Source organism: Aeromonas media (genome assembly GCF_000819985.1).
GTDB lineage: Bacteria > Pseudomonadota > Gammaproteobacteria > Enterobacterales > Aeromonadaceae > Aeromonas > Aeromonas media.
The window spans coordinates 34,158-60,511 of the sequence record NZ_CDBZ01000220.1 but is presented as its reverse complement, the minus strand read 5'-3'; the positions used below and the strand labels follow the sequence as shown (position 1 = coordinate 60,511).

Sequence of the window (26,354 nt, the reverse complement as noted above, 5' to 3'; positions counted from 1 at the left end):
TTGTAAAATCCATCAATTAGCCCTGAGCTTCCAAAGAAGCTTGGTCTACGGCAACACCGGCACCCATGGTGGTGGAGATGCTGACTTTCTTGATGAAGATGCCTTTGGCGGAAGAGGGTTTGCCCTTTTTCAGAGCAACCAGCAGAGCTTCCAAGTTTTCTTTCAGCTGAACTTCGTTGAAAGAAACCTTACCCAGAGTGGTATGGATGATACCATTCTTGTCATTGCGGTAACGAACCTGACCGGCTTTAGCATTCTTCACAGCTTCAGCAACGTTCGGGGTAACGGTACCCACTTTCGGGTTAGGCATCAGGCCGCGCGGGCCCAAGATCTGGCCCAGTTGACCAACAACGCGCATGGCATCCGGGGATGCGATAACGACGTCGAAGTTCATCTCGCCTTTCTTGACCAGCTCGGCCAGGTCATCCATACCAACCAGCTCAGCACCGGCAGCCTTGGCGGCTTCGGCGTTGGCGCCCTGGGTGAATACGGCGACACGGATGTCACGACCGGTACCGTGCGGCAGTACGGTAGCACCACGTACGTTCTGGTCAGATTTACGAGCATCGATACCCAGGTTAACGGCAACGTCAACGCTTTCAACGAACTTGGCGGTAGCCAGTTCTTTCAGCAGGGCAATGGCTTCGTTGATGGAGTACTCTTTGGTACCGTCAACTTTTTCGCGAATAACGCGCATACGCTTGGAAAGTTTTGCCATTGTCTTAATCCTCCACTACCAGGCCCATGGAACGAGCGGAGCCTGCGATGCAACGTACTTTTGCATCCAGATCGGCACCAGTCATATCCGGCTCTTTGGTCTTGGCGATTTCTTGCAGCTGAGCAACAGTCACCTTACCAACCTTGTCTTTGTTCGGCTTGGCGGAACCAGACTGGATACCAGCGGCTTTCTTCAGCAGGAAGGAAGCAGGCGGAGTCTTGGTTTCGAAGGTGAAGGAACGGTCGCTGTAAACGGTGATCACGACCGGAGTCGGTGAACCTTTTTCCAGCTTTTCTGTACGAGCGTTGAACGCCTTACAGAATTCCATGATGTTCACACCGTGCTGACCCAGAGCAGGACCAACGGGAGGGCTGGGGTTAGCACTGCCAGCCTTAACTTGCAGCTTGATATAAGCTGTGACTTTCTTAGCCATTACGAAAATACCTCAAAAATGGGTTCTAGCGCCTCGGAGACATGCTCCTGCAAACGGCTCCCCAACAAATAAAGGGGCAGCGAATTATAGAGATAATCGCTGCCCCTGACAACCGTTAAACGTACAGAGTTTAATCAGCCCTTTTCGACCTGACCAAAATCCAGTTCTACCGGCGTTGAGCGACCGAAGATCAATACGGAGACCTTCACGCGGCTCTTCTCGTAGTCCACTTCTTCAACGGTACCGTTGAAGTCAGCGAACGGACCATCGGCAACCCGCACCATTTCACCCGGTTCAAACAGGGTTTTCGGACGCGGCTTGTCGTGGGCATCTTGCAGACGATTGAGGATGGCATCCGCTTCCTTATCGGAGATAGGAGCAGGACGATCGGAGGTGCCACCGATGAAACCCATGACCCGTGGCACATTGCGTACCAAGTGCCATGTGGTCTCGTCCATCATCATCTGGACCAGGACATAACCCGGGAAAAATTTGCGCTCACTCTTGCGCTTCTGGCCGGCACGCATCTCGACCACTTCTTCGGTCGGGACCAGCACTTCGCCAAACAGCTCTTCCATGCCATGCATCTTGATATGTTCACGCAGGGATTTGGCAACCCGGCCTTCATAGCCGGAAAATGCCTGCACGACATACCATCTCATACGTTGTTCACGTTGTTCAGTCATGGCTTTTCCTTACACACCGGTAATCAGGTTGACCAACCAGACCAAGGCACCGTCCAGAATGAACAGCAACAGCCCCATCACGGCGGTCACCGCCAGCACAATCAGGGTTGTCTGAATGGCTTCCTGACGGGTTGGCCAAACGACCTTGCGGACTTCCAGGCGCGACTCACGAGCAAAAGCCAGTGTTGCCTTGCCCTTGGTGGTTTGCAGGGCTACTGCACCTGCAGCAGCGATGACAACGACCACACCCAGGGCGCGGACGGCTGCGACAACATCGGTGAGCAGGTAATTACCCACTACAGCGGCCGCCAGGATGATGAAAACCAGGCCCCAAAGAAGGGTATCCTTGCTTCCGCCCTGTCCCTCAGAACTAACACTCATACAACCCACCTGTATCTGACGTAACCAAAGACACAAAAGCCCCGTACGAGACGAGGTATATGGCAGGGGCGGCAGGATTCGAACCCGCAACCATCGGTTTTGGAGACCGCTGTTCTACCAATTCGAACTACGCCCCTGCATAAGAAAGCCCCTATTATAGGGGCTTTGCTTTATTTATGTAAGCCAAGATTAAGCGATAACTTTGGCTACAACACCAGCACCTACGGTACGGCCACCTTCACGGATAGCGAAACGCAGGCCGTCGTCCATCGCGATCGGCGCGATCAGGGTAACAACCATTTTGATGTTGTCGCCTGGCATGACCATCTCTACGCCTTCCGGCAGTTCGATGGTACCGGTCACGTCGGTAGTACGGAAGTAGAACTGCGGACGGTAGCCCTTGAAGAACGGAGTATGACGACCACCTTCTTCTTTGGACAGCACGTACACTTCAGATTCGAACTTGGTGTGTGGCTTGATGGAGCCCGGCTTGGCCAGTACCTGACCACGCTCAACTTCTTCACGCTTCACGCCACGCAGCAGGGCGCCAACGTTCTCACCGGCACGACCTTCGTCCAGCAGTTTGCGGAACATTTCAACACCGGTACAGGTGGTAGAAACGGTGTCTTTGATACCGACGATTTCAACGGTCTCGCCAACTTTAACGATACCGCGCTCTACACGACCGGTTACTACGGTACCACGGCCAGCGATGGAGAAGACGTCTTCGATAGGCATCAGGAACGGCTGGTCAATGGCACGCTCCGGCTCCGGGATGTAGGTATCCAGGTGGTGGGCCAGCTCGATGATCTTCTCTTCCCATGCAGCGTCGCCTTCCAGCGCTTTCAGCGCGGAACCACGTACTACCGGCAGGTCATCACCCGGGAAGTCATACTCGGTCAGCAGTTCACGAACTTCCATCTCGACCAGTTCGAGCAGCTCTTCGTCGTCTACCATGTCGCACTTGTTCATGAACACGATCATGTACGGGATACCAACCTGGCGACCCAGCAGGATGTGCTCACGAGTTTGCGGCATCGGGCCGTCAGTCGCGGCTACTACCAGGATCGCGCCGTCCATCTGGGCAGCACCGGTGATCATGTTCTTAACGTAGTCGGCGTGACCCGGGCAATCTACGTGAGCGTAGTGACGGATCGCGGTGTCGTATTCTACGTGGGAGGTGTTGATGGTGATACCACGCTCACGCTCTTCCGGCGCCTTGTCGATCTGGTCGAAGGCGAAAGCTTTACCACCGAAGTGCTTGGCCAGCACGTTGGTGATGGCGGCGGTCAGGGTGGTTTTACCGTGGTCAACGTGGCCGATGGTACCCACGTTAACGTGCGGTTTATTACGCTCAAATTTTTCTTTAGACATGATCGTCCCTCTAAACTAACGCTGAGTACGCGGTGGCAAGCTAACCACAGAACAGTTTATATGATGGATTTGAATCAGGGGGACAGAGAGGATGGTGCTGGCAGGCAGGTTCGATTGCCGAACTCACCCTAGGGTGTGGCTTTCAGAATTACCTGAGCCATATCAGCATCTTGGAGCGGGCAGCGGGAATCGAACCCGCATCATCAGCTTGGAAGGCTGAGGTAATAGCCATTATACGATGCCCGCATTTCTCTAACCCAAAGAACTCAAACCGCAGAGAAATATGGTGGAGGGAGAAGGATTCGAACCTTCGAAGGCAGAGCCGTCAGATTTACAGTCTGATCCCTTTGGCCGCTCGGGAACCCCTCCGATTGCACGAATGCCACAACGGTAATTCTGCTTGCACCCGTTGTTTTTGTCGCTTTTGCTGGGCAAATAGACGACAGACATCCAAGCGTCGCGCATTTTATGGTAAGGATTTTGGGGATGCAACCATTGCGCCCTGCAAAATGTGCATTATTGCCGGGATCTATGCAAAAAAACGCTCCGCCACCGCCCCAACCGGACGCGTCCCTTGTCGCTCCCGATCCCTTGGTGTATGGTCGCCCTGCCCAAGAAACAGTGATGACACCATGACGACAGAGCATAACCCCTATTTGCAATTCACCCGCGAACAATGGGCGTTATTGCGCGATGCGGTCCCCCTGACCCTGACAGAGACGGACCTGCACACCCTGCGTGGCATCAACGAGAAGGTGTCATTGCGCGAGGTGGAAGAGATCTATCTGCCCCTTTCCCGTTTGCTCAATCTCTACGTCAAGGCCAAGCAGCGCCGCAGTCGGGTGCTGGAGCAGTTTCTCGGTCAGTCCCGTGGCAAGGGCACCTACATCATCAGCATCGCCGGCAGCGTGGCAGGGGGAAAGAGCACCACGGCCCGCATCCTGCAAGCATTGCTGGAACGCTGGCCCGAACATCCGCGGGTAGAACTGGTTACCACGGATGGCTTCCTTTATCCCAACAAGGAGCTGGAAGAGCGTGGGCTGATGCGCCGCAAGGGTTTTCCGGAATCCTACGACATCCGCCATCTGGTGGAGTTTGTCGCCAACATCCGAGCGGGCCATGAGAAGGTCGAGGCCCCCGTCTATTCTCACCTTATCTACGACATCCTGCCCGATGAGAAGAAAGTGGTGGAACAGCCGGACATCCTGATCCTGGAGGGGCTCAACGTGCTGCAGAGCGGCATGGATTACCCCCAGGATCCCCACAGAGTCTTCGTGTCGGATTTTGTCGACTTCTCCATCTATGTGGACGCCGACGCCGAGCTGCTGCGCGCCTGGTACATCGATCGCTTCCTCAAGTTCCGCAGCGGCGCCTTCTCGGATCCGGACTCCTACTTCCACCACTATGCCAAGCTGGCGGAAAGCGAGGCGACCGAGATTGCCAGCAACATATGGCAAGACATCAACTATCTGAATCTGCAAGAGAACATCTTGCCGACCCGGGAGCGAGCCAACCTGATCCTGACCAAGGGACAGGAGCACGCCATTGAGCAGATCAAGCTGCGCAAGTAATCGCAGCGACCGACGGATAACGAAGAGGGGGCCCGCAGGCCCCCTCTTCTATTGGATTCTCATGAGCTGATCTCGCTCAATCCCCCCGGCGCAGGGAGATCTCCCCTCCCAGATAGACCTTGATCCCCTCGTCCGTCTCCAGCCGCAGGGCACCGCGATCGTCGATGCCCCGGGCTATGCCGCGGATCACCTGCTCCCCCATCAGCAACTTCACCGGTTGGCCGGTAAAGTAGTCGAGCCGATTCCAGCTTTCGACGAAGCTCGCCAGACCACTCTGCTCGAAAGTCTGCATGGCCGCTTGCAGATGCAGGAGTACGCAGGCCGCCAACTGGTTGCGATCCACCAGTTCGGGCTGAACATGGCGCAGCTCTGACCAGGCCTGATCGATCTTCTCTCCCTGCTGACTCGGCATCGCCAGATTGAGGCCAATGCCGATCACCAGATGGCAGCTGGCGCCGGCGCTGCCGCTCATCTCTACCAGTATGCCCGCCAGCTTGCGGCCCTGGTAATAGAGGTCGTTCGGCCACTTGAGCTCCACCCCGGGGTAACCGAGGGATTCCAGCGCCTCCACTACGGCAACCCCCACCGCCAGACTCAGCCCCATGGCCGCCGCCATGCCCTGCTCGAGCCGCCAGTACATGCTGAGGATCAGCTGACAGCCGAAGGGGGAGACCCAGGGCTTGCCACGGCGCCCTCGACCGGCGGTCTGGCACTCCGCCAGGCAACTTTCGCCGGAGCTCAGCTGGTTGACCCGCTCAAACAGATACTGGTTGGTGGAGTCGATCACCGAGAAGCAGTGCACCGGCGCCATGGGGGCCAGGGCCTGCAGCTGCGCCTCGTCATAGAGTGCCATGGGAACTGCCAGGCGGTACCCCTTGCCGGTCAGGCTGAACAGATCCAGCCCGAGCTCCTTGAGGGCGGTCATGTGCTTGCTCACCGCCGCCCGGCTGATGCCAAGCTGCTCCCCCAGCTGTTCGCCGGAATGAAACTGGCCGTCGCTCAGCAAGGTGATCAGGGTCTGTCTGACGGGGGTGAGGGTCATGCCAGCACCTCGTCCAGCCAGGTCTCGCCGGTGAGCCCCATGAAACGTACCTCGTGCTCCAACACCACGCCGAACTTGTGCTCCACGCTGTCACGCACATGGGCCGCAAGGGCGATGAGCTCCATGGCGCTGGCGCCCCCGAGGTTGACCAGCACCAGCGCCTGCTCCTGATGCACGGCGGCACGGCCGATGGCAAAGCCCTTGAGCCCGCACTGATCGATGAGCCAGCCCGCCGCCAGCTTGGCTTGCCCCTCCCCGGCCGGGTAGCTGGGAATGTGCGGGAATTGCTGCTTGAGCTGGTCGGCCTGCGCCGTCGTCACCACGGGGTTCTTGAAGAAGCTACCGGCATTGCCGAGCACGGCCGGATCCGGCAGCTTGGCCATGCGGGTGGCACAGACGGTGTCGAAGATGGCCTGTGCACTAGGGTGCTCACCGAGGGCCGCCAGGGGACCATAACCCGCCACTGGCTGCCAGGCCTTGGGCAGGCGCAAGCCAACGGCGGTGATGAAGTGGGAGTCCTGATAATCGTGCTTGAAGATGCTGTCGCGATAGCCGAACCGGCAGTTGGCCGCCGCGATGCGCTCCACCTCGCCGCTCTGCCAGTTGAATGCCTCCACATAGGCACAGAAATGGGCCAGCTCGACCCCGTAGGCGCCTATGTTCTGCACCGGGGCCGCACCGACGGTACCCGGGATCAGCGCCAGATTCTCCAGCCCGTGCCAACCCTGTTGCAGGGCATGGCACACCAGCTGGTGCCACTCCTCCCCCGCCGCCACGTGCAGCAACCAGTGGCTGCCATCATCCTGCAGTTCGATGCCTTTCATTCGGTTGAGCACAACCAGACCGGAAAAATCATTGCAGAACAAGATGTTGCTCCCACCACCCAGCACCAGGCGTGGCAGGGCACTCAACTCCCGATTGGCCCGCAACTGGCAGAGATCATCCAACTTGGCTACTTCGGCAAGCCAGAGGCAGTGTGCGTCCAAGCCCAGGGTATTGAGGGCCGACAGGGGGGCATGGGGAGTGAGTTTCATCTGCGTGTTCCGACAAGGGCAAGGGCGCAGTTTACCCCAGATCCCCGGGACGAAAAACCCGGGTACTGTTCGGACTCAAACCGCTGGAGTAGAGTAGCCCCTTCAGTCCGTTGAGGAAGCATGAATGAACAATCAATTCGCCGTCATCGGCCTCGGCCTGTTCGGCAGCGCACTGTGTGAAGAGCTGCAGTTGCAGAATGCCGAGGTGCTGGCCATCGATATCGACGAGAGCAAGACCCGTCAGATCGCAACCCTGTGCAACCACGTCATCGTCGCCGATGCCACCGATGAGGCCACGGTCGCCGAGCTGGGACTGGCCAACTTCGACATCGTCTTCGTGGCCATCGGCGACAACCTCGAGACCAGCATTCTCACCACGCTGGTGCTGAAAGAAGCGGGAGTGAAGAAGGTGTGGGTCAAGGCGCGCGACAAGTTCCACGCCAAGATCCTGCAGAAGGTGGGGGCCGACAAGGTGATCAACCCGGAGTGGGACATGGGCCGCCGGGTCGCCCAGAGCATGCTGGACAACCGCCTGTTTGACTACCTGGAGCTGGGGCACGAGATGGTGCTGACCGAGTTCGTGATCGGCCTGCAACAGAATGGTCGCACCCTGGCCGATCTCAATCTGCTGCAACAGAACGACTTCCAGTTGCTGGCCATCAAGCGCGGCGAGGTATTGCACAACGTGCTGACCGGCAAGATGGAGCTGCAACTCGGTGACATCCTGATCCTCGCCGGCAACAAGCACGCCATCGATCACTGGCTCGACACCCTATGATCAACTGGCGCAGCAACTACGCCTTTGCCCTGCATCGGGATAACGAGTCCCGCTGGAGTGAAGCCAGGCTGATCCTGGGCAGCTTTCTCATCATCCTCCTGATCGGAACCCTGTTTCTGGTGCAGCCCTCGAGTCACAAGGGCGAGGTCACCTTCATCAATGCCCTGTTCACCGCGACCTCGGCCATCAGTGTGACCGGTCTCGGGGTAGTGGATACCGGCACCGCCTTTACTCTTCAAGGGCAGATCATACTGCTGATACTGATGGAGATAGGGGGCCTCGGTCAGATGACCATGACACTGCTGCTCATCGCCATGTTCAGCAAGCGGGTCGGCCTGCGCCAGCAAATACTGGCGAAGGAGGCGTTGGGCCAGGAGGGATCGGTCAACATCATCCAGCTGGTGAAGCGCATCGTGCTATTCGCCCTGATAGCCCAACTGATCGGCACCGCCATCATGGCCATTCGCTGGGTACCGGAGATGGGCTGGGGCCATGGTCTCTACGTCAGCTTTTTCCATGCGGTCTCGGCCTTCAACAACGCCGGCTTCTCGCTGTTTGCCAACAACCTCATCGACTACAGAGACGACCCCATCATCAGCCTGACCATACCGGCCCTGCTCATCCTCGGCGGGATAGGTTTCACCGTCATCGTCGATCTTGTGCGCAACCATCGCTGGCGCAAGCTGAAGCTGCACAGCAAGCTGATGCTGCTGATGACCCCCGCCCTGCTGCTGCTGGGCACCCTGATGTTCTGGCTGCTGGAGCACAACAATCCCGCCACGCTCGGCAACGCCGGGCCCGGTGGCCAACTGCTGGCGGCCTTTTTCCAGTCGGCCACGGCGCGCACGGCCGGCTTCAACACGGTGGACATCGGCCAGATGGTGCCGGCCTCCCTGCTGTTCATGATGATGTTGATGTTCATCGGTGCCGGTGCCACCTCGACGGGGGGCGGTATCAAGGTCACCACCTTCGCCGTGGTGTTGCTGGCCACCAGGGCCTTTCTGACCAAACGACCCCATGTCACCGCGTTTGGCCGTACCCTGTCGCCCCAGATAGTGACCCGTTCACTCGCCATCATCATCGTCAGCGTCATGGTATTGATGCTGGCCATGTTCCTGTTGATGCTCACGGAGTCGCAACCCTTCGACAAGATCATGTTCGAAACCGTCTCGGCCTTTGCCACCGTCGGCCTCTCGACCGGCATCACCGCCTCCCTGAGCGAGCCGGGCAAGCTCATCCTGGTGCTGGTAATGATCTGCGGCCGTCTCGGTCCGCTGACCCTGGCCATCATGCTCTCCAGACCGAGCGAGACCCGGATCCGCTACCCGGAAGAGAACGTCTACACCGGCTGATTGCCGCCAGATAGAGAGAGGGGCCAATGGCCCCTCTCTCTTTACCGCCGCAACTAACCGCCAAGCGCTCAGATCGCTCATGCCGCCTTGCTTCTGGCCGGGCGCTTGCCCGTCCCCTTGCGGGGCGCCGCACCTTTACCACTGGCCGCCGAACTCTTGCGGCTGAAGCGCCGCTTGCTGGCCCCCGGTGCCTCCCTGGGCAGGGCGCTGAAGCTGGCTCCCGAATCCTGTCTGGCACCATCGATCAAGGCATTCAACTGATCCGTCAGCGGCCCCATAAATTGCTGGTAACCGGTTTGACGCTCGGCGATCCGACCCAGGTGTTGCTCCCACAGCGCCGTCATGTCCGGCGTGGTGGCGGTGGCGGGCAGCGCCAGGATCAGGGCCCGTCCGGTCGGGGTCGCCTTGATGCTCTTGCCCTGCCGCACCAGGAAGCGCCGCTTGAACAGCAGGTCTATGATGCCAGCCCGGGTCGCCTCGGTGCCCAGGCCATCGGTCTCGCGCAGGATCTTGCGGATCTCGGGATCCTGCACATGACGGGCTATGCCCGTCATGGCAGCCAGCAGGGTGGCATCGGTGAATGCCTTGGGTGCCTGGGTCATCTTCTCCAGCAGCTCGCCCCGCTCGCACGACAGTTGCTCCCCTTTTCGCAGCGCAGGCAGGGTGCCGGCCTCCTCCTCATCGTCCTCTTCGACCCCGAGCAGCGCCTTCCAGCCCGCCTTGAGGATGCGCCTCGCCTTGGCCTGGAACAGGCCGCCCGCGATACGCAGCAACACCCGGCTGTCGTTGTACTCGAACGGGGGATAGAACTGCAGCAGGTACTGGCGGGCGACCAGGCCATAGAGCTTGCCCTCGTCGGCGGAGAGGCTGGCCAGGTTGCCATGTTTCTCGGTGGGGATGATGGCGTGATGGGCATCCACCTTGCCGTCATTCCACGCCTTGCTGCGGATCTTGCCGTCCGCCTCGCTCACCGCCTTGGCCAACGTCGGCGCCGTGGCGGCGATGGCATCCCGCACCTGAGGCGCCCGATTGAAGTGATCGCTTGGCAGATAGCGGCTGTCGGATCTGGGGTAGGTGATGAGCTTGTGGCGCTCGTAGAGGCTCTGGCAGACATCCAGCACCCGTTTGGCATCCATGCCAAACCGCTTGGCGGCATCTATCTGCAGGCTGGAGAGGTTGTAAGGCAGTGGCGCCGCCTGTTTCCGGGCTTGCTCTTCCACCTCCTCCACCTGGGCTGGCTGGCCCTGGATCCGCTCCACTACCTTGGCGGCCAGTGCCCGGTTGAGCACCCGTCCCTCCTCGTCCTGCCAGGGCGCACAGGCCTCGGAAGGCAGCCACTTGGCGCTGAACCTTTCGTTGCGCTCCGTCATCACATGGGCCAGTACCTCGTAGAAGGGTTTGGGCACGAAGGCGTCTATCTCGAGATCCCGCCGCACCACCAGCCCCAGCAGCGGCGTCTGCACCCGACCGACCGATAGCAGCTCGCTGCAGCCGGCCTTGCGCCCAAGCAGGGTATAGGCGCGGGTCATGTTGATGCCATAGAGCCAGTCTGCGCGGCTGCGGGCCAGCGCCGACACCGCCAGCGGCACGAACTCCTTGTTGTCCCGCAGCTTGTCGAGGGCGCGGCGCACCGCGGGGGGATTGAGATCACTGATGAGGCAGCGCTGCACCGGCTTGGTCTTGGGATAGCCGAGGAAGTCGATCACCTCGTCCACCAGCAGTTGCCCTTCCCTGTCCGGGTCACCGGCATTGACCACGCAGTCGGCCTGCTTGATGAGCCGCTTGATCACGGCAAGCTGGCTCTTGGTCTTGGGCTTGGCCACCAGCTGCCACTGGGCGGGCACGATGGGAAGGTGCTCCATCCGCCACTGCTTGTAGGTGGTGTCATAAGCATCGGGCTCCGCCTGCTCCAGCAGGTGGCCGATACACCAGGTCACCACGTCTCCCTGCGCCGTCTCGATGAAACCCTCACCCTTCTTGTGAGGCTTGGGTAGAACATCGGCGATGGCACGGCCAAGGCTGGGCTTTTCGGCGATAAAGAGTCGCATGACGGAGACACCTGAATACTGTATATGCGAACAGTATACATTGCTCCCTCCACAAACCCCAAATCCTGCGGCGGGCCATATGACAGGAGCACGCCAGGGCCTGGACTGGCGTTCAACCTTGCCCCGCCTGAGCCTGGTTCAGTGCGGATCTAGGCTCATCTCAAGATTGGGTTTTGATTTAAATTCACAGAATGAACATGAAGCGAAATTTAAATCCATAAGTTGCACCATCTCAAAATATAAACCATGACTGAGGTCAACCTCTCGAGTCTCAAGACTACTACTATATTGGTAATATCCGATTCGAAGGACACTGCCGCCATGCTTGGAAAAATGTTGAGAAAGACCTGGTTCTGGCTCCTGCTGCTCGGAGCCCTGCTGGGCGTCGCGGCACTGGGAGTGACAGTCACAGTGCTGCACAAGACCAGCTCCACCGAATTTTGCGTCTCCTGCCACTCCATGCAGACACCGCTCGCCGAGTATCAGGGCAGCGTCCACTTCCAGAACGTGAAGGGGATCCGCGCAGAGTGCGCCGACTGCCACATTCCCAATGAGCCAGCCTCCTACCTCTGGACCAAGATCCGCGCCGTGAAGGACATCTATCACGAGGCGATCGGCACGCTCGACACTCCCGAAAAATACGAAGCCCACAAACTGCGCATGGCCCAGACGGTCTGGGATCAGCTCAAGGCCAATGACTCCGCCACCTGCCGCAGCTGTCACAGCTACGCCGCCATGGACATTCTGGCCCAGCGCCCCAACGCCCGTACCGAACACCCAGTCGCCATCAAGGAGGGGCAGACCTGCATCGACTGTCACCGCGGTGTCGCCCACATCATGCCCGACATGAGCGAGCTGGCAGCCGCCGGCGCGAGCGAACTGGCCGCCGCCGCCGCCCAGACTCCGGCCAGCGTCACCACCCGTTACGCCATCGCCACCACGCCCCTGTTCCTTGATGCCAAGGCCACCACGGACGAGGGTACCCTGATGCCGTCGACCCAGGTCGAGGTCCTGGCCAACGACAACGGCCGCGCCCAGGTGCAGATCGAGGGCTGGCAGCAGGACGGCGTGAGCGAGGTGTTCTACGCCGCCCCCGGCAAGCGCATCCTGAGCGTGCTGGTCGGCGATGCAGCCAAGCAGGCACTGATCACCTGCAAGAGCGAGACCGACGGCGCCACCAACCTCACCTGGCATCAGGTCAAGCTGACCGCCTGGGTGGATCAGGCCCAGCTCATCGGCGATCAGGGCAAGCTGTGGCAATACGCCTCCACCCTGATGTCCAACAACTGTACCGGCTGCCACGGCCTGACCGCGCTGGATCACTTCAATGCCAACCAGTGGATCGGCGTCATCAAGGGCATGGAGTCCCGCACCTCCCTCACCCCGGAGCAGGCGCGCATGCTGACCCAATACGTGCAGAAACACGCCAGTGACATGAGCGCGGCACACTAAGGCTGGAACAGAGGAATTCGATATGACTTTTTTCAATGATCAACAGACCAATCTGTCCCGCCGCAGCCTGCTCAAGGGCCTGGGAGCCTGCGCCGCCCTGCCCCTGCTTGGTGCCCTGTTCCCGAAGCACGCCCTGGCCCAGGCCATCAGCACGGCACTGGAGCAGTTCCCCCCCCTGGTCCCCGCCCAGAAGGGCATACTGACCGGCGCCCACTGGGGAGCCTTCGAGGCCATAGTCGCCGATGGCCGCATGGTGCGGGTCCAGCCGGTGGCCGACGATCCGGCACCGAATGACCTCATCGACATGGCGCCCTTCCAGGTCCATGCCAAGAACCGTATCAAGTACCCCATGGTGCGCAAGAGCTGGCTGGAGCACGGCCCGGGCGCCAAACCCGAGCTGCGCGGCGCCGACGAATGGGTGCGAGTGAGCTGGGAACAAGCCATCGACCTGGTGGCCGGCGAGATCCAGCGGGTCCAGCGTGACGTCGGCCCGCAGGCGATCCACGCCGGTTCTTACGGCTGGAAGAGTGTGGGCATGTTCCACAACAGCCGCACCCTGCTACATAGATTGATGAACCTCAGTGGCGGTTTCACCGGCTATGCCGGTGACTACTCCACAGGCGCGGCCCAGGTGATCATGTCCCACGTGATGGGCTCCATCGAGGTATACGAACAGCAGACCGCCTGGCCCAACGTGGTCGAACACGCCGAACTGGTGGTGCTCTGGGGGGTCAACGCTCAGGTCACCCTGAAGAACAGCTGGAACATGCCGGATCACGAGGGTCAGGCAGGCTTCAAGGCACTGAAAGAGAAAGGCACCCGGGTCATCAGCATCGATCCCGTCTACAACGAGACCGCCAAGCTGGCCAACGCCGAGTGGATTGCGCCCAACGCCTACACAGACGTGGCCATGATGCTGGGGGTGGCCCACACCCTCTATAGCGAGAAGAAGCACGATCAGGCCTTCCTCGATCGATACGCCGTTGGCTTCGACAAGTTCCTGACCTATCTGCTCGGCAAGGAAGACGGCCAGCCGAAGAGCGCCGAGTGGGCGAGCAGCGTCTGCGGCGTCAAGGCCAAGGTGATTCGCCAGCTGGCCCTGGACATGGCGGCCAAGCGCACCATGATCATGGCCGGCTGGGGTATGCAGCGGCAGCACCACGGGGAGCAGCCAAACTGGATGCTGGTCACCCTGGCGGCCATGCTGGGCCAGATCGGCCTGCCGGGCGGCGGTTACGGCTTCAGCTACCACTACTCTTCCGGTGGCAGCCCCACCGCCAAGGGAGGGATCCTGGCGGGTATCTCCGCCGGCAACGCGCCCAAGAACAGCCCGGCCCCCATTCCGGTGGCCCGCATCGCCGACTGTCTCGCCAATCCGGGCAAGACCATCGACTTCAACGGTCGCAAGGTGACCTATCCGGACATCAAGCTGGTCTATGTGGCGGGCGGCAACCCCTTCCACCACCATCAAGACACCAACAACCTGCTCCAGGCCTGGCGCAAGCCGCAGACCGTGATCGTTCACGAACCCTACTGGACCGCCACCGCCAAGCACGCCGACATAGTGCTGCCGGTCACCACCAGCTACGAGCGCAACGATCTGGAGATGGGGGGCGACTACTCCCAGCGCTATGTGTTCCCCATGCACCAATGCGTGCCGCCCCAGCATGAAGCCCGCAACGACTTCGACATCTTCAGCGCCATCGCCGCCAAGCTGGGCCTGCAAGAGGCCTATACCGAGGGCAAGGACGAGATGCTGTGGCTCAAGCAGATGTACGACGGCATGGCCGCCCAGGCCCGGGGTGCCCGGGTAGCGCTGCCACCGTTCAGCATGTTCTGGGAGTCCAACAACTACATCCGTTTCCCGATCCCCGAGGCGAACCGCCAGTGGATCCGTCACGCCGATTTTCGCGAGAACCCGCTGCTCAACCCGCTCGGTACCCCGTCCGGCAAGATAGAGATCTTCTCCAACACGGTGGCCGGTATGGGTTATGCCGACTGTGCCGGTCACCCCAGGTGGTATGAGCCCAAGGAGTGGGTGAAGAGCGAGGTGGCGGCGCGTTATCCGCTGTCGCTCAACACCTCACACCCGACCCAGCGGCTGCACTCCCAGCTGGACAACACCCCGCTGCGGGACAAGTTCGCCATCGCCGATCGAGAGGCCATCCTGATCCACCCGGACGACGCTAGGACCCGCGGCATTCAGGACGGGGATCTGGTGCGCGCCTTCAACGAGCGCGGTCAGATCCTGGTGGGGGCGCTGCTCTCGAAAGACATTCGCCCCGGCGTGGTGCGGATCTGCGAAGGAGCCTGGTTCGATCCGGCCAAACCGGGCGAGGTGGGCGCCATCTGCAAGAACGGCAACGTCAACTGCCTGACCTTCGACGAGGGCTCTTCCAGCCTGGCGCAAGGCAACTGCGGCCACATGGCCCAATTGCAGATCGAGAAATACAGCGGGCCAGATCTCGTCAACACCGCCCATGAGGTACCGGTCAACGCCTGAGTGATCGATTGACCAACCAAAACGGCGCCCTCGAGGCGCCGTTTTTTATTGCTGATAGTGAGTCCTTCAACTGCACATTCCACCCTGGGTGACCGGTGACGTGGCTTAGAAATCGCCCTCCACCATGTACTCTTCAGCACACTCCACCAACTGTGGCCAGAGATCTTCCGGCACCCAAGCCTCGGGGTCATCCTCGTCCCCATCATACTGGGTCCAGAAGAAGGCACGCAGACCACTCGCGAAGTCGTCGCTGATTTCGGCCAGTTCCGAGAGCGGCCCCAGCCAGGCGATGCGGCGCAGGCCCGAGGCGAGATCGTTGATGGCATCCATCAGGGTGCGATCGTCCTGACTCTGCTCCACCAGCAGGGTGAAGCGCTCGCGGGCGCTCTCGGTCTGATCCTCATCCAGTTCGCCCACATCGGCCAACAGATCGACAAAGTCCTCCAGCAAGAACTCGATCAGGGACTCCCTGTCCTCAAACCACTGGATCTGGGCCCCCTTGGTACCCAGCACGGAGGCATCGAACGAATCATCGAGATGGCACAGCGCCCATGGATCGTCAGTCATTGCTACCCTTCCTACCGCTTGAAATAAGGACCATATCTTATGCCTGGTGCGTCCCCCATGCTACCTCGGAGGACGAGACAGGCCCGAGCGTCCCAAGATGGAACCAAACCGCCCATTGGGGCGCTAACCGTCGACCCTGGCCACCTTGGGCAGGGAGAGCGAGGCGGCCAGCCCGCCCAGCTCGGCGCGCCCCATGATGAGGCTGCCACGATAGGCTTCGGCCAGGTCTGACACTATGTTGAGGCCGAGCCCGGAGCCCGGCACCTTCTCGTCGAGGCGCACCCCGCGCAGCACCGCCTTGGCTATCTGATCCTCGCTCATGCCGGGACCGTCATCCTCGATACGCAGGGTGATCCAGCCCCCCAGCTCGGCGCTGGAGATGCGCAGCTCGCTGGCCGACCATTTGAAGGCGTTCTCCAGCAGGTTACCCACCATCTCGTCGAAGTCCTGCTCCTCCACCCCGACCGCCAGGTTGGCTGGCACCTGCAGATCCACCGTCTTGCCCGGGTAGAGCCGGGAGAAGGCGCGGCAGATGTACTCCACCCGTGCCCGCACCGGGGTCGAGACCCCGAGGATCTTGGCGGCCCCGGTGACCCGCGCCTTGCCAAGGTGATAATCGATGTGGCGCTGGATCTTATCGAGCTGCTCGCCGATGGCGGCCTGATCCTCCGGGGGCAGCTGGGCCACCTGATTGCGCATGATGCTGAGCGGCGTCTTGAGGGCGTGAGCCAGATTGCCGGTGTGGGAGCGGGCCCGCTGCAGCAGCTCACCGTAGTGGTGCAGCAGGCGGTTGATGTCTTCCACCAGCGGCTGGATCTCCAGCGGATAGCGCAGCCTGAACCCCTCCTGATGGCCCTGATGGACCCGGCCCAGCTCGCGGCGCAGCAGGTGGAGCGGCCGCAGGCCGTAGACGATCTGGAACATGAAGCCCAGCACCAGGCCGGCGGCCGCGAAGCCGAGACCGAGGAAGAGGCTGATCCGGGTCTTCTTCAGGGTCTGGGTCAGGGCACTGCTGTCCTTGGCCATCACCAGGGTAAACACCTTGTCAGAGCCCGGCAGCAGCACCGTGCGGGTCATGATCAGCAGGGGCTCCTTGTTGGGCCCCTTGCCGACGAAGAGATCCGGATCCCCGAAGGCCGATTTCAGGCCGTGGGCGCTCAGGTGCACATCCCACAGGGAGCGGGATCGGCTGACCACGGCATCCCCCAGCTCAAGCTGCCAGTAATAGCCGGAATAGGGCTGGCGGAAACGGGGGTCCGCCATGGGCTCGGTGACGACGGGCAGGCCATCGGTCTGGATCTCGAGACGGGAGAGCAGATCGTAGAGCTGCAACCGCAGGCCGTCGGCTTCCGCCTCCTGCCAGTAGTTGCGCATCATGGTCTGCAGGCTGAAACCTGTGGCAAACAGGAAGAGCCCGCACCAGACGAGGGCGATGACCACCAGCCGTCCCCGCAGGGTACGCACCAGTCTCATTCAGTCCACCCTGTCATCGGTTGCGATAGCGTCATTCGTTGATCCGGTAGCCGAGACCGCGCACCGTCTCGATCAGATCGGCGTGGGTCTTCTTGCGGATCCGGCCGATGAACACCTCGACCGTGTTGGAGTCGCGATCAAAATCCTGGGCATAGATGTGGTCGATCAGCTCGCTGCGCGACACCACCTTGCCCCTGTGCTGCATCAGGTAACCCAGCACCCGGAACTCGTGGGCGGTGAGCTTGATGGGGGTTCCTTCGTACCATACCTGAGACGCCGCCATGTCGAGCCGTACCCCGCCAATCTCCAGGATGGAGCTGGCGTTGCCCGCCGCCCGGCGCACCAGCGCCTGTACCCGTGCCACCAGCTCGGCGACCTGGAACGGCTTGGTGAGGTAGTCATCGGCCCCGGCGTTGAGCCCCTCAATCTTCTCGTGCAACTGACCGCGGGCGGTCAGCACCAGCACAGGGGTGTCCATCCCCTTGCTGCGCCACTCCTTGAGCACGCTCAGACCATCGCGACCCGGCAGGCCGAGATCCAGAATGATGGCATCATAGGGCTCGGTCTCGCCGAGAAAACCCGCCTCGTTGCCATCGTGGCAGAGATCGGTCACAAAACCGGACAGGCGCAGCTGTTCCGCCAGCTGGCCTGCCAGGATCTTTTCATCTTCAACTATCAGAATTCGCATAAATGGGTATCCAAAGCAGAGTTGCGCCTGTACCGGCGGCGATTGGGGGACGAATCATCAGGGCGGGGAACATCCGGTTGATCACTCCTCTTCCGGGGGCGGGCGAGGCTCGAACAGGCGTTCCAGGTGATGGCCCTTGAGCCACACCATCTCCAGGTTGTCGGCGCGATAGCCTACCTTGATGACGCTGTTCTCGTCGTCGATGAGCCGAAGCTCGTAGAGCCAGACCCCGTCCTCCTCCCCCAGATCGACACGCAGTACGCGCACCGGCAGGCGGGAAGCCACCTCCATCAGCTCATGAAAAGGCCGGATCCGCCCCTCGCTGACCGCCTGTTGCAGCAAGGCCTCGTTCGGCTGGGCCGACTGGACCAGCATCGGCAGCAGCAATCCCAGCAGGGGCAGCGCGCTATTCATGGGTGATTCATCTCTCAAAACCTAACATAATGCCGTTTATAGTGTGCCAGCCATGAATCCGGAATGAATATGATCCCACGCAGTATCCTGCTGATCCTCTGCCTTTTTTCCACCCTTGGCTGGGCGGCTCAGGCGCGTCTCGACATGCCGGCCCTGGTCAAGCTGTTGCTGGCACAAGGGTATCACGACATTCGGGAAGTCGAGCTGGAAGGGGACAAATTCGAGGTGGAAACCCTGGACGCCAACGATAGGCGAGTGCAGCTGCAGGTCGATGCCTACAGCGGAGAGATCACGAAAAAAGAGGCCGATTAGGCCTCTTTTGCTATGGGCGTGACGGCTGTTGCGCCGCCCTCCCGACCGGTTGCGGAGGTCGGCGCCAGGGACGCAGCAGCTTGTCGCGACGCGGCACCAGCAGGACGCAGGCCAGCAACAGGTAGATGAACGGCTCCTGCCAGCCACTCTTGACCGACCACCAGTAGTGCACCGGCACCAGCAGGGCCACCGCATAGATCCAGTTGTGCAGCTTCTGCCAGCTGGGCCCCATGCGCCGCAGCAGAGCCGGGATCGAGGTGATGCTGAGCGCAATCAGCAACAGCAGCGCCACCATGCCTACCACTATGTAACTGCGCTTCACCAGCTCGCCGCCGATCAGCCCCCAGTCAAACTGCAGATCCAGCCCCAGCCACACCATGAAGTGCAAGCCGGCCCAAGCCGCGCACCAGAGCCCGAGGGGACGGCGCAGCTTGATAAGCTGACCCTGGCGCCAGCGTTTGGCCAGCGGCGACACCAGCAGGGTCAGCAGCAGCAGGTGCAGGGCCCCCTTGCCGAGGTAGTGGGTCAGCCCCTGTACCGGATCCCCCCCCAGCAACCCGGCCGGCACGGCATAGCCCAGCCAGAGCAGGCACCCCAGCGCCCCCAGATGCACCAGGGCCCGCAACAGGGTGATATGGCGCGTCGTCAGTCTCATTGTCATGCGTCGGCTCCCCGTCTCAATACCATTTGCGCAGATCCATCCCCTGATAGAGGGACGCCACCTCGTCGCCATAGCCGTTGAACATCAGGGTCGGCTGGCGCTTGGCGCCGAAGATGCCCCCCTCGCCGATGAAGCGCTCGCTCGCCTGGCTCCAGCGCGGGTGATCCACTTGCGGATTGACGTTGGCATAGAAACCATATTCGTTCGGCGCCAGCAGGTTCCAGGTGGTGGGAGGCATCTCCTCCACCAGGCGGATGGAGACGATGCTCTTGATGCTCTTGAAGCCGTACTTCCAGGGCACCACCAGCCGGATGGGCGCCCCGTTCTGGGCGGGCAGGGTCTTGCCGTAGAGCCCCATCGCCAGGAAGGCGAGCGGGTGCATCGCCTCGTCGAGGCGCAAGCCCTCCACATAGGGGTAATCGATGCCGCCGCCGAGGGAGCGAGAGGCCTGTCCCGGCAGCTGCTCGGGATCATAGAGGGTCTCGAACGCCACGAACTTGGCGCGACTGTTGGGCTCGGCCCGGCGGATCAGATCCGCCAGCGGGATGCCGCTCCAGGGCAGCACCATGGACCAGGCCTCCACGCAGCGCAGCCGGTAGATGCGCTCCTCCAGGGTACTCTTGTTGATGAGATCCCACACATCCAGGGTAAAGGGGTTGGCCACCTCCCCCTCGACCTTGAGCGTCCAGGGCTCGGGCTTGAGGTAATGGCCATTGCGGGCCGGATCCCCCTTGTCGGTGCCGAGCTCATAGAAGTTGTTGTGACTGGTCGCCTTCTCCAGCGGCGTCAGGGTCAATCCGTCCGGCCGGGTCGCAGCCTTGTAATTGAGTGGTTTGGTGGCAGGCGCCGGGGTCGACTCCTCGGCGGAGAAGAGATCCAGCAGGCTGGCCTGGGTGGGAAACGCCAGGGTGGCGGCACTCAGTCCCAACCCTTTCAGAATGAGTCGGCGATCCTGATAGACGGCTTCCGGCGTGACATTCTGTTCGGTGAGGTGATGAGAGGAACGGCGCTTGATCAACATGGAAAACTCCCGGGGCGATGAGGCTGACAACCATAAGACCCGCCCCGGCCGAGTTTTATTTCACACAAATTTACATGGGCTGGTAAAGAGGCAGCGCCTTGGCCATGGTGCCGACCAGGAACAGCAGAATGAATACCAGCAGGGGGACGATCACGTTTGGCGCCATCAGACTCACTCCATGAGCGGGACAGGGCCTCTAACTATGGGCTAAGGCCAAGGACGCCTCCAGTGAATTTTTTTCGCGAGCGCAAGCGTATTCCCGAGTTGAAAAGAGTGACGGAGATCACACACAATCCGGCCCCTGCTTGCCGCCCCCTTGCCGAAGGGTAGGCTGCCTCCTTTTCCGGATTCAACCACTGAGAGTCATGCCATGAGCCCATTGATCGCCATCGCCATCACGACCGGGATCCTCTCCGCCGTCTGGGGCGGACTGGCCGCCGCCCTCGGCCTCATCTCCTGGGTCGGCTTCCTCGGTTGTACCAGCTATTTCGCCTCGAGCGGCGGTTACAAGGCGCTGCTGCAGACCCTGCTGTGCAACGCCACCGGCATGCTGTGGGCACTGCTGCTGATCCACGGCGAAGGTTGGTGGGGTGCGGGCATGGCGGGCTATCTGATGACGGGGGTGGTGGCGACCCTGATGTGCGTGCAGGCCAGGCAGCAGTGGCTGGGGTACATTCCGGGCACCTTCGCCGGTTGCTGCGCCACCTTCGGGGCGGCGGGAGAGTGGCGGCTCATCCTGCCCTCCCTGGTGATAGGCGCGCTCTTTGGCTATCTGATGAAGGCAAGCGGTCTCTGGCTATCCAGCAAGACCCAGGCCACGGCGAACGCGGCCGATCCCGCCCGCTCCTGAAACCCGGCGCGACATGGCAAAACGGCCTGACCACCACAGTGGTCAGGCCGTTTTCATTTTGCCCTTGGGATCAGCTCTTCAGCTTGAAGTTGGCCGCCTCGATACCGTGCCGATTCAACAGCTTGTAAAAATCGGTACGGTTTCTTCCCGCCATGTTGGCCGCCAGGGTCACATTCCCCTCCGTGGTGCGCAGCAGGCGGATCAGATACTCCTTCTCGAACTCGGCGCGCGCCTCGTTGAACGAGGGTATGCCGCCGACACCACCGCTCAGGGCCGACTCCACCATGGCGGCGCCGATCACCGGGCTGCAGCAGAGGCTGGCAAGCTGTTCCACCACCCCTTGGAGCTGACGGACATTGCCGGGCCAGGCTGCCGCCGCCAGCAGGGCCAGCGCCTCCGGCGAAAAGCCGAGGGCGGCGCAGTTGTCGTGGCGACTGCGATAGTCGTCCAGCGCCTGGCGCGCCAGCAGGGGGATGTCCTCGCTGCGGGCGCTGAGGGGTGGCAGGGTGATGTTGGCCACATTGAGGCGGTAGAAGAGATCTTCCCGAAAACGCCCCTCCTCCATGGCGGTGACCAGATCCTGGTGGCTGGAGCTGATGACCCGCACCTCGGGGGTGCCCTGACCATATTCCGCCAGCACCTGCAGCAACTTGGCCTGCAGCGACTCCGACAGATTCCCTATCTCGTCGAGAAACAGGGTCGCCCCCTTGGCCTGCTCGAACAGGCCGGACTGCCCATCCTCGCCAAACAGCTGCAGATCCAGCGCCGCCCACGGCAAGGCAGCGCAGTTGATGGTGTGCAGCGGCTGGTCACGGCGGCTGCTTGCCTGATGCAGCGCCTGGGTCATTACCCCCTTGCCGGAACCTGACGGCCCCATGATCAGCACGGGCACCTCCATGGCGGCGATGCTGCTCGCCTGGATCAGCAACTGCTCCATCTGGGGGTTGCGGGTCTGGATGAGGGACTGCCACTCATGCTGCTGTTTCGGACGGGTCAGGCTCAGGGCGTGCTCTATGGTGACGAGCAGCTCGTCCTTGTCGATGGGCTTGGTGAGAAAGCTGAACACCCCGGAGCGGGTCGCCTGGATGGCGTCGGGAATGGTGCCGTGGGCGGTCATGATGATGACCGGCATGCCGAGCCACTGGGACTGGATCCGCTCGAACAGCGCCAGTCCGTCCATGCCCCCCATCCGCAGGTCGCTCAGCACCAGATCGGCCCGTTGTTGACGCAGCCTGTCCAGCGCCCCCTCGGCGCTGTCGGCGGTATCCACCTCGTAACCCTGACTGCGCAGGCGCATGCTCATCAGCTTGAGCAGGCTGGCATCATCGTCCACCAGCAGAATGCGACTCATGCTCTCACCCCTTTACCGTGAAGACTTGTTGTTCTCCCCTGCCCGGCATGCCCTCGGCGCATCATGGCTGGGCGCCCCCATTGAGCTTGCGCTGGTTGAGTTGTTCATCGATGGCGGAGAGCTGCTCGATCTGGCGGCGCAGACGCTGCACCTCCTGGCTCTGATCGTCGCGGCGACTGTCACGGGCCAGCAGCTCCTCGCCGAGGGCTATCCAGCTGCGCAGAAAGGCCTGGGCATCCAGGCCGAGCTCGGGCAGCAGAGCCTTGAGCTTGTCCAGCCCGGCCCGGCGACTCGCCACCGACTCGGACGGATGGGTGTTGACCATGGCCAGGCTGACCCGGCTCTCGAGATCGGTGGCTCCGGCCAGCCGTTCGCGCTCCTGTATCCGCTGCTGGGGACGGCTGGCCAGCAACCAGTCCGAGTACTGCAGGCGCACCTGCATCTCTTTATTGGCGAACTCCATCCGCTTGGCGAGGACCTGCTCCGAGGGCTCTGTCAGGCTGCGCGATGGCAGCAGGGAGCAGCCTGCGAGCAGGCTCATCATCAATACGGGTACAACGAATCGTTTCATCTTGAATTTCACTTAAGATCCAACCGGAAACAGACATCAGCCTGTTCATCCTCAATTAATTTAAGCTCGCCCCCCAGGCTCATCGCCGACTCGCGGGCAATGGAGAGGCCCATCCCGGATCCTTTCAACAACCCCTGGCGCACTATGCTGCCCTGCTCGAACGGCTCGAAGATCCGTTCCCGTTCGTCCAGCGGGATGACGGGCCCTTCATTGGCCACCTCCAGCCAGCCGCCATTGGCATCCTGGCCGGCACGGATCCAGATCTGGCCACCCTTGGCGCCATAACTGACCGCGTTGGAAAACAGGTTGTCGAGGATGAGTCGCAGGCGATAAGGCTCTGCCTGCAAGCTGATGGGCTCGGGCGGCCAGTGTACACTGATTTGTTTGGATTCCAGCGCCAGCCGGTACTCTGCAGACAATTCTGACAACAGGGGGGCCAGCGGCACCGCCATCAGGCTGAACACCTCCTGCTGGCTGAGGCGATTGAAGTCGAGCAGCCGCTCGATCAGGGTCTGCAGCCGGCGGCTGTTCTCCTCCAGCATCTGGCAGATCTCCTGCTGATCCCCATTGAGCGGCCCCACCAGTTGCTCGGAGAGCAGATCCGCCCCCTCCCGCAGCACGGCGAGGGGCGTCTTCAACTCGTGGGAGACATGGCGCAGGAACTGGTACTTCTGCTGTTCCAGCTCCTTGAGCTTGTCGTGCAGCCAGCCGATCCGCTCTCCCAGCAACACCAGTTCGGCAGGGCCATCCACCGGGCGCGTGTCCGGCTCGACACCGGCCCCCAGGCTCAGGATCCGCGACTCAATCTGACGCACGGGGTGGATGATGAGGTAGGTAAACAGCAGTACCAGCAACAGACTGAGTCCCACCACGAAGCCACTGACCCACCAGATCTCCTTCCTCAGCTCGGCGATGGCCGCCCGCATCCCCGCCACATGCTCGTCAACCTGACTGCGGGTGACCACTTCCAGCTGCTGGTTGAGTTCATTGAACTGGGTGAAATTGGGACTGGTCGCCTCCATCCTGGCCTTGCGCAGATCCTGCAAGCCATCCAACCAGGCCAGGGTGGCCTCGAGATCGGAGTAGACGGCGGCATCCGGGATGGATTGCCGATGAGTGGCGAGCAGCTCGCGATAACGGGCCAACTGCTGCTGATAACTGCCGAGAATGCGCTCGTCCCCCAGCACCGCATAGCGGCGCAAGGTGCGCTCCAGATCGATGGCCTGGGCGGTGAGCAGGGTAGCCCGGCGGGTATCCCGCACCGCACGTTCCATCTCGTCGCTGGTCAGTTGCCCCAGATGGGAGAGCGCCTGACTGTCGTGCCAGATCATGCCCCCCAGGGGCATCAACACCAGCACGAAGCCCATCAATACCACCTGGAGCAGGGAACGAGGCCGAACCTTGGTCATCTTCTGCTGTCTCGATTCGTCATGGGGGGGCCAGCATATCCGCACTCCATGAAAAAGCAAAACCGGCCAGGGGGCCGGTTTGATTGCACTCGGAACTCGGATTTACGCCAGACCGACGGATGCCAGGCAGATGATCAGGATCACGGCCAAGGCTCCTGAGGCGGTCAACAGCGCCCATTTCATCTCCACACTCATGCAAACCTCCTTTCTGCCAATCAGAGTTGGATCACAACAGATAACAATATGTTAATTCATAGTGAATCAGATAACCGTGAGCTGCGTATATATTTCAGACGAGCCCAACCCAAGGAATGGCAACCATGTTTTACCTCTGCAGCATTGGATCCAATCTCGACCCTGCCCAGCATGTCAGCAAGGCCGTGGAAGAGCTGCTGGCCCGCTTCGGCCAGCTGCGTCTGAGCTCGGTGATCCAGACCACACCGGTGGGGATGCGCTCGCACCATGACTTTCTCAACTGCCTGTTCGTCGTCCAGAGCGAGCTCTCCGCCGCCCAGCTGAAGGCCGAATTCGTGACCATGGAGCTGGCCCATGGGCGGGATCGCGGCAATCCCCTGTGCAAGGTGACGGACAGACCCCTCGACATCGACATCCTGGCCAGCCACGAGAGGGATGCCTTCGCCGGGGTCGGGGTGGATGCCTATCTCGGGGATCTGCTGGCCGAGATGTATGAGGGGGGACGGGTTGGCGCCCACAAGGTGACGCTGCGTCTGCGCACCAGCAAGGTGTTTGCACAGCAGGCCTTCGGCCAGCAGCCCGTCGCCCTCCGACAGCCGGTCGATGAGCGCCAGGAGCTGTCCGCCGTGCCCCCGGACATGCCTGCCCATCAGGCAACCATTCGCCACCACTAGTCGCCCTGCTGGATCACCACGACGGGAGCCCGATCAGACTCCCGTCATCGCTTCATTCAACGACGCGCTCATAACGTCTAGATGACGGCGAGGGCCCGACCACCATCCACCCGGATGCTGGCTCCCGTCATATAGTCGTTTGCCATCAAGAGCGTGACGGCCTGCCAGATGGGTTCCAGCCCCCCCTCCCTCGCCAACGGCGTCCGGGCCAGCACCTGCTGGCGCCAGGCATCGCCATGCTCATCGAGAAACAGGATGGGGCCGGGTTCTATGGTGTTGACCCGCACCGCAGGTGCCAGCTCCCGGGCAAAGCTCATGGCCAGCGAATGGGCGCCGGCCTTGGTGGCCACATAAGCGGCGAACTGGGGCGCCGGGGCGTGAATGTAGATGTCGGTGATATGGATGATGCTGGCGTTGTGCTGGCGCGCCAGCTGGGGTGCCAGCGCGCGATTCAGCTGAAATGGCGCCGCCATGTGCACCCGGTAAAACTGCTCGAACTGTTCCAGTTGTGCCGCCGGCTCGTCAGCCTCTGGCTCGAAGGCCGAGGCGTTGTGGATGATCAACGCCAGATCATCATGGGCACCCAGTGCCGTGGCAAGCCGTGCGACCTCCCCTTCCACGGCAAAATCCGCCTGCACCAGCTCAACGCCCAGGGCCCGCAGGTGGGCCAGCTCGGCTCGCTCGCTGCGATAGCTGCCCGTCACCTGCCAGCCAGCGGCCACCAGCTGCTCGCATAAATAGAACCCCAGCCGACGGCCGCAGCCCGTTACCAATGCACGCATACCCTCTCCTTTTG

Annotated in this window: 27 protein-coding genes and 3 tRNA genes; 8 read left to right on the top strand and 22 right to left on the bottom strand. The window is 61.4% G+C overall.

Going from position 1 to position 26,354, the window contains the following annotated elements; genetic code table 11:
* Window positions 1-16: 16 nt before the first annotated feature.
* The 8 genes from rplA to BN1127_RS19960 all read right to left on the bottom strand — a co-directional run bounded on the left by rplA (window position 17) and on the right by BN1127_RS19960 (window position 3,961).
* Entirely contained in the window at window positions 17-718 is a 702-nt protein-coding gene (rplA, locus tag BN1127_RS19995; protein WP_041206544.1) for a 50S ribosomal protein L1, read from the bottom strand.
* Between the two features lie 4 nt (window positions 719-722).
* Complete coding sequence (rplK, locus tag BN1127_RS19990; protein WP_016352267.1) at window positions 723-1,151, bottom strand: 50S ribosomal protein L11; 429 nt, start codon at window positions 1,149-1,151, stop codon at window positions 723-725.
* Window positions 1,152-1,285: 134 nt separating this feature from the next.
* Window positions 1,286-1,837: a transcription termination/antitermination protein NusG gene (gene nusG / locus BN1127_RS19985; protein WP_005323644.1), complete on the bottom strand. Its 552-nt coding sequence runs from the start codon at window positions 1,835-1,837 to the stop codon at window positions 1,286-1,288.
* A 9-nt stretch (window positions 1,838-1,846) separates the two neighbouring features.
* Window positions 1,847-2,218, bottom strand: a complete 372-nt coding sequence (gene secE / locus BN1127_RS19980; RefSeq protein ID WP_042650611.1) for a preprotein translocase subunit SecE — start codon at window positions 2,216-2,218, stop codon at window positions 1,847-1,849.
* Between the two features lie 60 nt (window positions 2,219-2,278).
* Window positions 2,279-2,355: transfer RNA gene (locus BN1127_RS19975), tRNA-Trp, on the bottom strand.
* Window positions 2,356-2,407: 52 nt separating this feature from the next.
* The gene (gene tuf / locus BN1127_RS19970; RefSeq protein WP_025328607.1) at window positions 2,408-3,592 is read right to left on the bottom strand and encodes an elongation factor Tu; all 1,185 of its coding nucleotides are present in this window, start codon (window positions 3,590-3,592) and stop codon (window positions 2,408-2,410) included.
* Window positions 3,593-3,763: 171 nt separating this feature from the next.
* Window positions 3,764-3,838 (bottom strand) — tRNA-Gly (locus tag BN1127_RS19965).
* A gap of 38 nt (window positions 3,839-3,876) precedes the next feature.
* Window positions 3,877-3,961 (bottom strand) — tRNA-Tyr (locus BN1127_RS19960).
* 263 nt (window positions 3,962-4,224) lie between these two features.
* Here BN1127_RS19960 and coaA point away from each other — a divergent pair.
* Window positions 4,225-5,163, top strand: a complete 939-nt coding sequence (gene coaA / locus BN1127_RS19955; RefSeq protein WP_041206545.1) for a type I pantothenate kinase — start codon at window positions 4,225-4,227, stop codon at window positions 5,161-5,163.
* Between the two features lie 76 nt (window positions 5,164-5,239).
* Here the strand turns inward: coaA and birA are convergent, their stop codons facing one another.
* Entirely contained in the window at window positions 5,240-6,205 is a 966-nt protein-coding gene (gene birA / locus BN1127_RS19950; protein ID WP_042650610.1) for a bifunctional biotin--[acetyl-CoA-carboxylase] ligase/biotin operon repressor BirA, read from the bottom strand.
* Window positions 6,202-7,239 (bottom strand): UDP-N-acetylmuramate dehydrogenase, encoded by a 1,038-nt coding sequence (gene murB / locus BN1127_RS19945; RefSeq protein ID WP_042650609.1) that lies wholly within the window; start codon window positions 7,237-7,239, stop codon window positions 6,202-6,204. The genes birA and murB overlap by 4 nt, the downstream gene beginning before the upstream one ends.
* Window positions 7,240-7,363: 124 nt before the next feature.
* On the opposite strand from murB, the gene BN1127_RS19940 reads away from it, so the two are divergent.
* On the top strand, window positions 7,364-8,017 hold the full coding sequence (locus BN1127_RS19940; protein ID WP_042650608.1) for a potassium channel family protein: 654 nt from the start codon (window positions 7,364-7,366) through the stop codon (window positions 8,015-8,017).
* Complete coding sequence (locus tag BN1127_RS19935; RefSeq protein ID WP_042650607.1) at window positions 8,014-9,369, top strand: TrkH family potassium uptake protein; 1,356 nt, start codon at window positions 8,014-8,016, stop codon at window positions 9,367-9,369. The genes BN1127_RS19940 and BN1127_RS19935 overlap by 4 nt, the downstream gene beginning before the upstream one ends.
* A gap of 77 nt (window positions 9,370-9,446) precedes the next feature.
* On the opposite strand, the gene BN1127_RS19930 is transcribed toward BN1127_RS19935, so the two are convergent.
* Window positions 9,447-11,417 (bottom strand): DNA topoisomerase III, encoded by a 1,971-nt coding sequence (locus tag BN1127_RS19930; RefSeq protein WP_042650606.1) that lies wholly within the window; start codon window positions 11,415-11,417, stop codon window positions 9,447-9,449.
* Between the two features lie 321 nt (window positions 11,418-11,738).
* Here BN1127_RS19930 and BN1127_RS19925 point away from each other — a divergent pair, with 321 nt between their 5' ends.
* On the top strand, window positions 11,739-12,869 hold the full coding sequence (locus BN1127_RS19925; protein WP_042650605.1) for a NapC/NirT family cytochrome c: 1,131 nt from the start codon (window positions 11,739-11,741) through the stop codon (window positions 12,867-12,869).
* A gap of 22 nt (window positions 12,870-12,891) precedes the next feature.
* A complete protein-coding gene (gene torA / locus BN1127_RS19920; RefSeq protein WP_042650604.1) occupies window positions 12,892-15,372 on the top strand; it encodes a trimethylamine-N-oxide reductase TorA in 2,481 nt (826 codons plus the stop codon).
* A 105-nt stretch (window positions 15,373-15,477) separates the two neighbouring features.
* Here torA and BN1127_RS19915 read toward each other — a convergent pair whose 3' ends face one another.
* From BN1127_RS19915 to BN1127_RS19900, 4 genes are all read right to left on the bottom strand, one after another.
* Window positions 15,478-15,939, bottom strand: a complete 462-nt coding sequence (locus tag BN1127_RS19915; protein ID WP_005332664.1) for a hypothetical protein — start codon at window positions 15,937-15,939, stop codon at window positions 15,478-15,480.
* Window positions 15,940-16,062: 123 nt separating this feature from the next.
* Complete coding sequence (locus BN1127_RS19910) at window positions 16,063-17,412, bottom strand: sensor histidine kinase (protein ID WP_042650603.1); 1,350 nt, start codon at window positions 17,410-17,412, stop codon at window positions 16,063-16,065.
* A gap of 31 nt (window positions 17,413-17,443) precedes the next feature.
* The gene (locus tag BN1127_RS19905) at window positions 17,444-18,100 is read right to left on the bottom strand and encodes an AHA_4052 family stress response regulator transcription factor (protein ID WP_005332666.1); all 657 of its coding nucleotides are present in this window, start codon (window positions 18,098-18,100) and stop codon (window positions 17,444-17,446) included.
* An 81-nt stretch (window positions 18,101-18,181) separates the two neighbouring features.
* Window positions 18,182-18,514 (bottom strand): PepSY domain-containing protein, encoded by a 333-nt coding sequence (locus tag BN1127_RS19900; protein WP_042650602.1) that lies wholly within the window; start codon window positions 18,512-18,514, stop codon window positions 18,182-18,184.
* Window positions 18,515-18,577: 63 nt separating this feature from the next.
* Between BN1127_RS19900 and BN1127_RS19895 the strand changes: the two genes are divergently transcribed.
* Complete coding sequence (locus BN1127_RS19895) at window positions 18,578-18,826, top strand: PepSY domain-containing protein (RefSeq protein WP_042650601.1); 249 nt, start codon at window positions 18,578-18,580, stop codon at window positions 18,824-18,826.
* A 10-nt stretch (window positions 18,827-18,836) separates the two neighbouring features.
* On the opposite strand, the gene msrQ is transcribed toward BN1127_RS19895, so the two are convergent.
* On the bottom strand, window positions 18,837-19,487 hold the full coding sequence (msrQ, locus tag BN1127_RS19890; RefSeq protein WP_042650600.1) for a protein-methionine-sulfoxide reductase heme-binding subunit MsrQ: 651 nt from the start codon (window positions 19,485-19,487) through the stop codon (window positions 18,837-18,839).
* A 16-nt stretch (window positions 19,488-19,503) separates the two neighbouring features.
* A complete protein-coding gene (gene msrP / locus BN1127_RS19885; protein ID WP_042650599.1) occupies window positions 19,504-20,508 on the bottom strand; it encodes a protein-methionine-sulfoxide reductase catalytic subunit MsrP in 1,005 nt (334 codons plus the stop codon).
* 370 nt (window positions 20,509-20,878) lie between these two features.
* Here msrP and BN1127_RS19880 point away from each other — a divergent pair, with 370 nt between their 5' ends.
* The gene (locus tag BN1127_RS19880; RefSeq protein ID WP_041206550.1) at window positions 20,879-21,358 is read left to right on the top strand and encodes a DUF1097 domain-containing protein; all 480 of its coding nucleotides are present in this window, start codon (window positions 20,879-20,881) and stop codon (window positions 21,356-21,358) included.
* A gap of 70 nt (window positions 21,359-21,428) precedes the next feature.
* Here the strand turns inward: BN1127_RS19880 and BN1127_RS19875 are convergent, their stop codons facing one another.
* From BN1127_RS19875 to cydH, 4 genes are all read right to left on the bottom strand, one after another.
* Window positions 21,429-22,709, bottom strand: a complete 1,281-nt coding sequence (locus tag BN1127_RS19875) for a sigma 54-interacting transcriptional regulator (RefSeq protein ID WP_042650598.1) — start codon at window positions 22,707-22,709, stop codon at window positions 21,429-21,431.
* A 61-nt stretch (window positions 22,710-22,770) separates the two neighbouring features.
* On the bottom strand, window positions 22,771-23,280 hold the full coding sequence (locus BN1127_RS19870; RefSeq protein ID WP_041207108.1) for a hypothetical protein: 510 nt from the start codon (window positions 23,278-23,280) through the stop codon (window positions 22,771-22,773).
* 8 nt (window positions 23,281-23,288) lie between these two features.
* Window positions 23,289-24,689: a sensor histidine kinase gene (locus BN1127_RS19865; RefSeq protein WP_041206551.1), complete on the bottom strand. Its 1,401-nt coding sequence runs from the start codon at window positions 24,687-24,689 to the stop codon at window positions 23,289-23,291.
* A gap of 102 nt (window positions 24,690-24,791) precedes the next feature.
* Window positions 24,792-24,884, bottom strand: a complete 93-nt coding sequence (gene cydH, locus BN1127_RS22275; protein WP_106885551.1) for a cytochrome bd-I oxidase subunit CydH — start codon at window positions 24,882-24,884, stop codon at window positions 24,792-24,794.
* A gap of 125 nt (window positions 24,885-25,009) precedes the next feature.
* Here cydH and BN1127_RS19860 point away from each other — a divergent pair, with 125 nt between their 5' ends.
* Window positions 25,010-25,558: a 2-amino-4-hydroxy-6-hydroxymethyldihydropteridine diphosphokinase gene (locus BN1127_RS19860; RefSeq protein ID WP_042650597.1), complete on the top strand. Its 549-nt coding sequence runs from the start codon at window positions 25,010-25,012 to the stop codon at window positions 25,556-25,558.
* Between the two features lie 77 nt (window positions 25,559-25,635).
* Here the strand turns inward: BN1127_RS19860 and BN1127_RS19855 are convergent, their stop codons facing one another.
* Window positions 25,636-26,340: an SDR family oxidoreductase gene (locus tag BN1127_RS19855; protein WP_042650596.1), complete on the bottom strand. Its 705-nt coding sequence runs from the start codon at window positions 26,338-26,340 to the stop codon at window positions 25,636-25,638.
* Window positions 26,341-26,354: the final 14 nt, after the last annotated feature.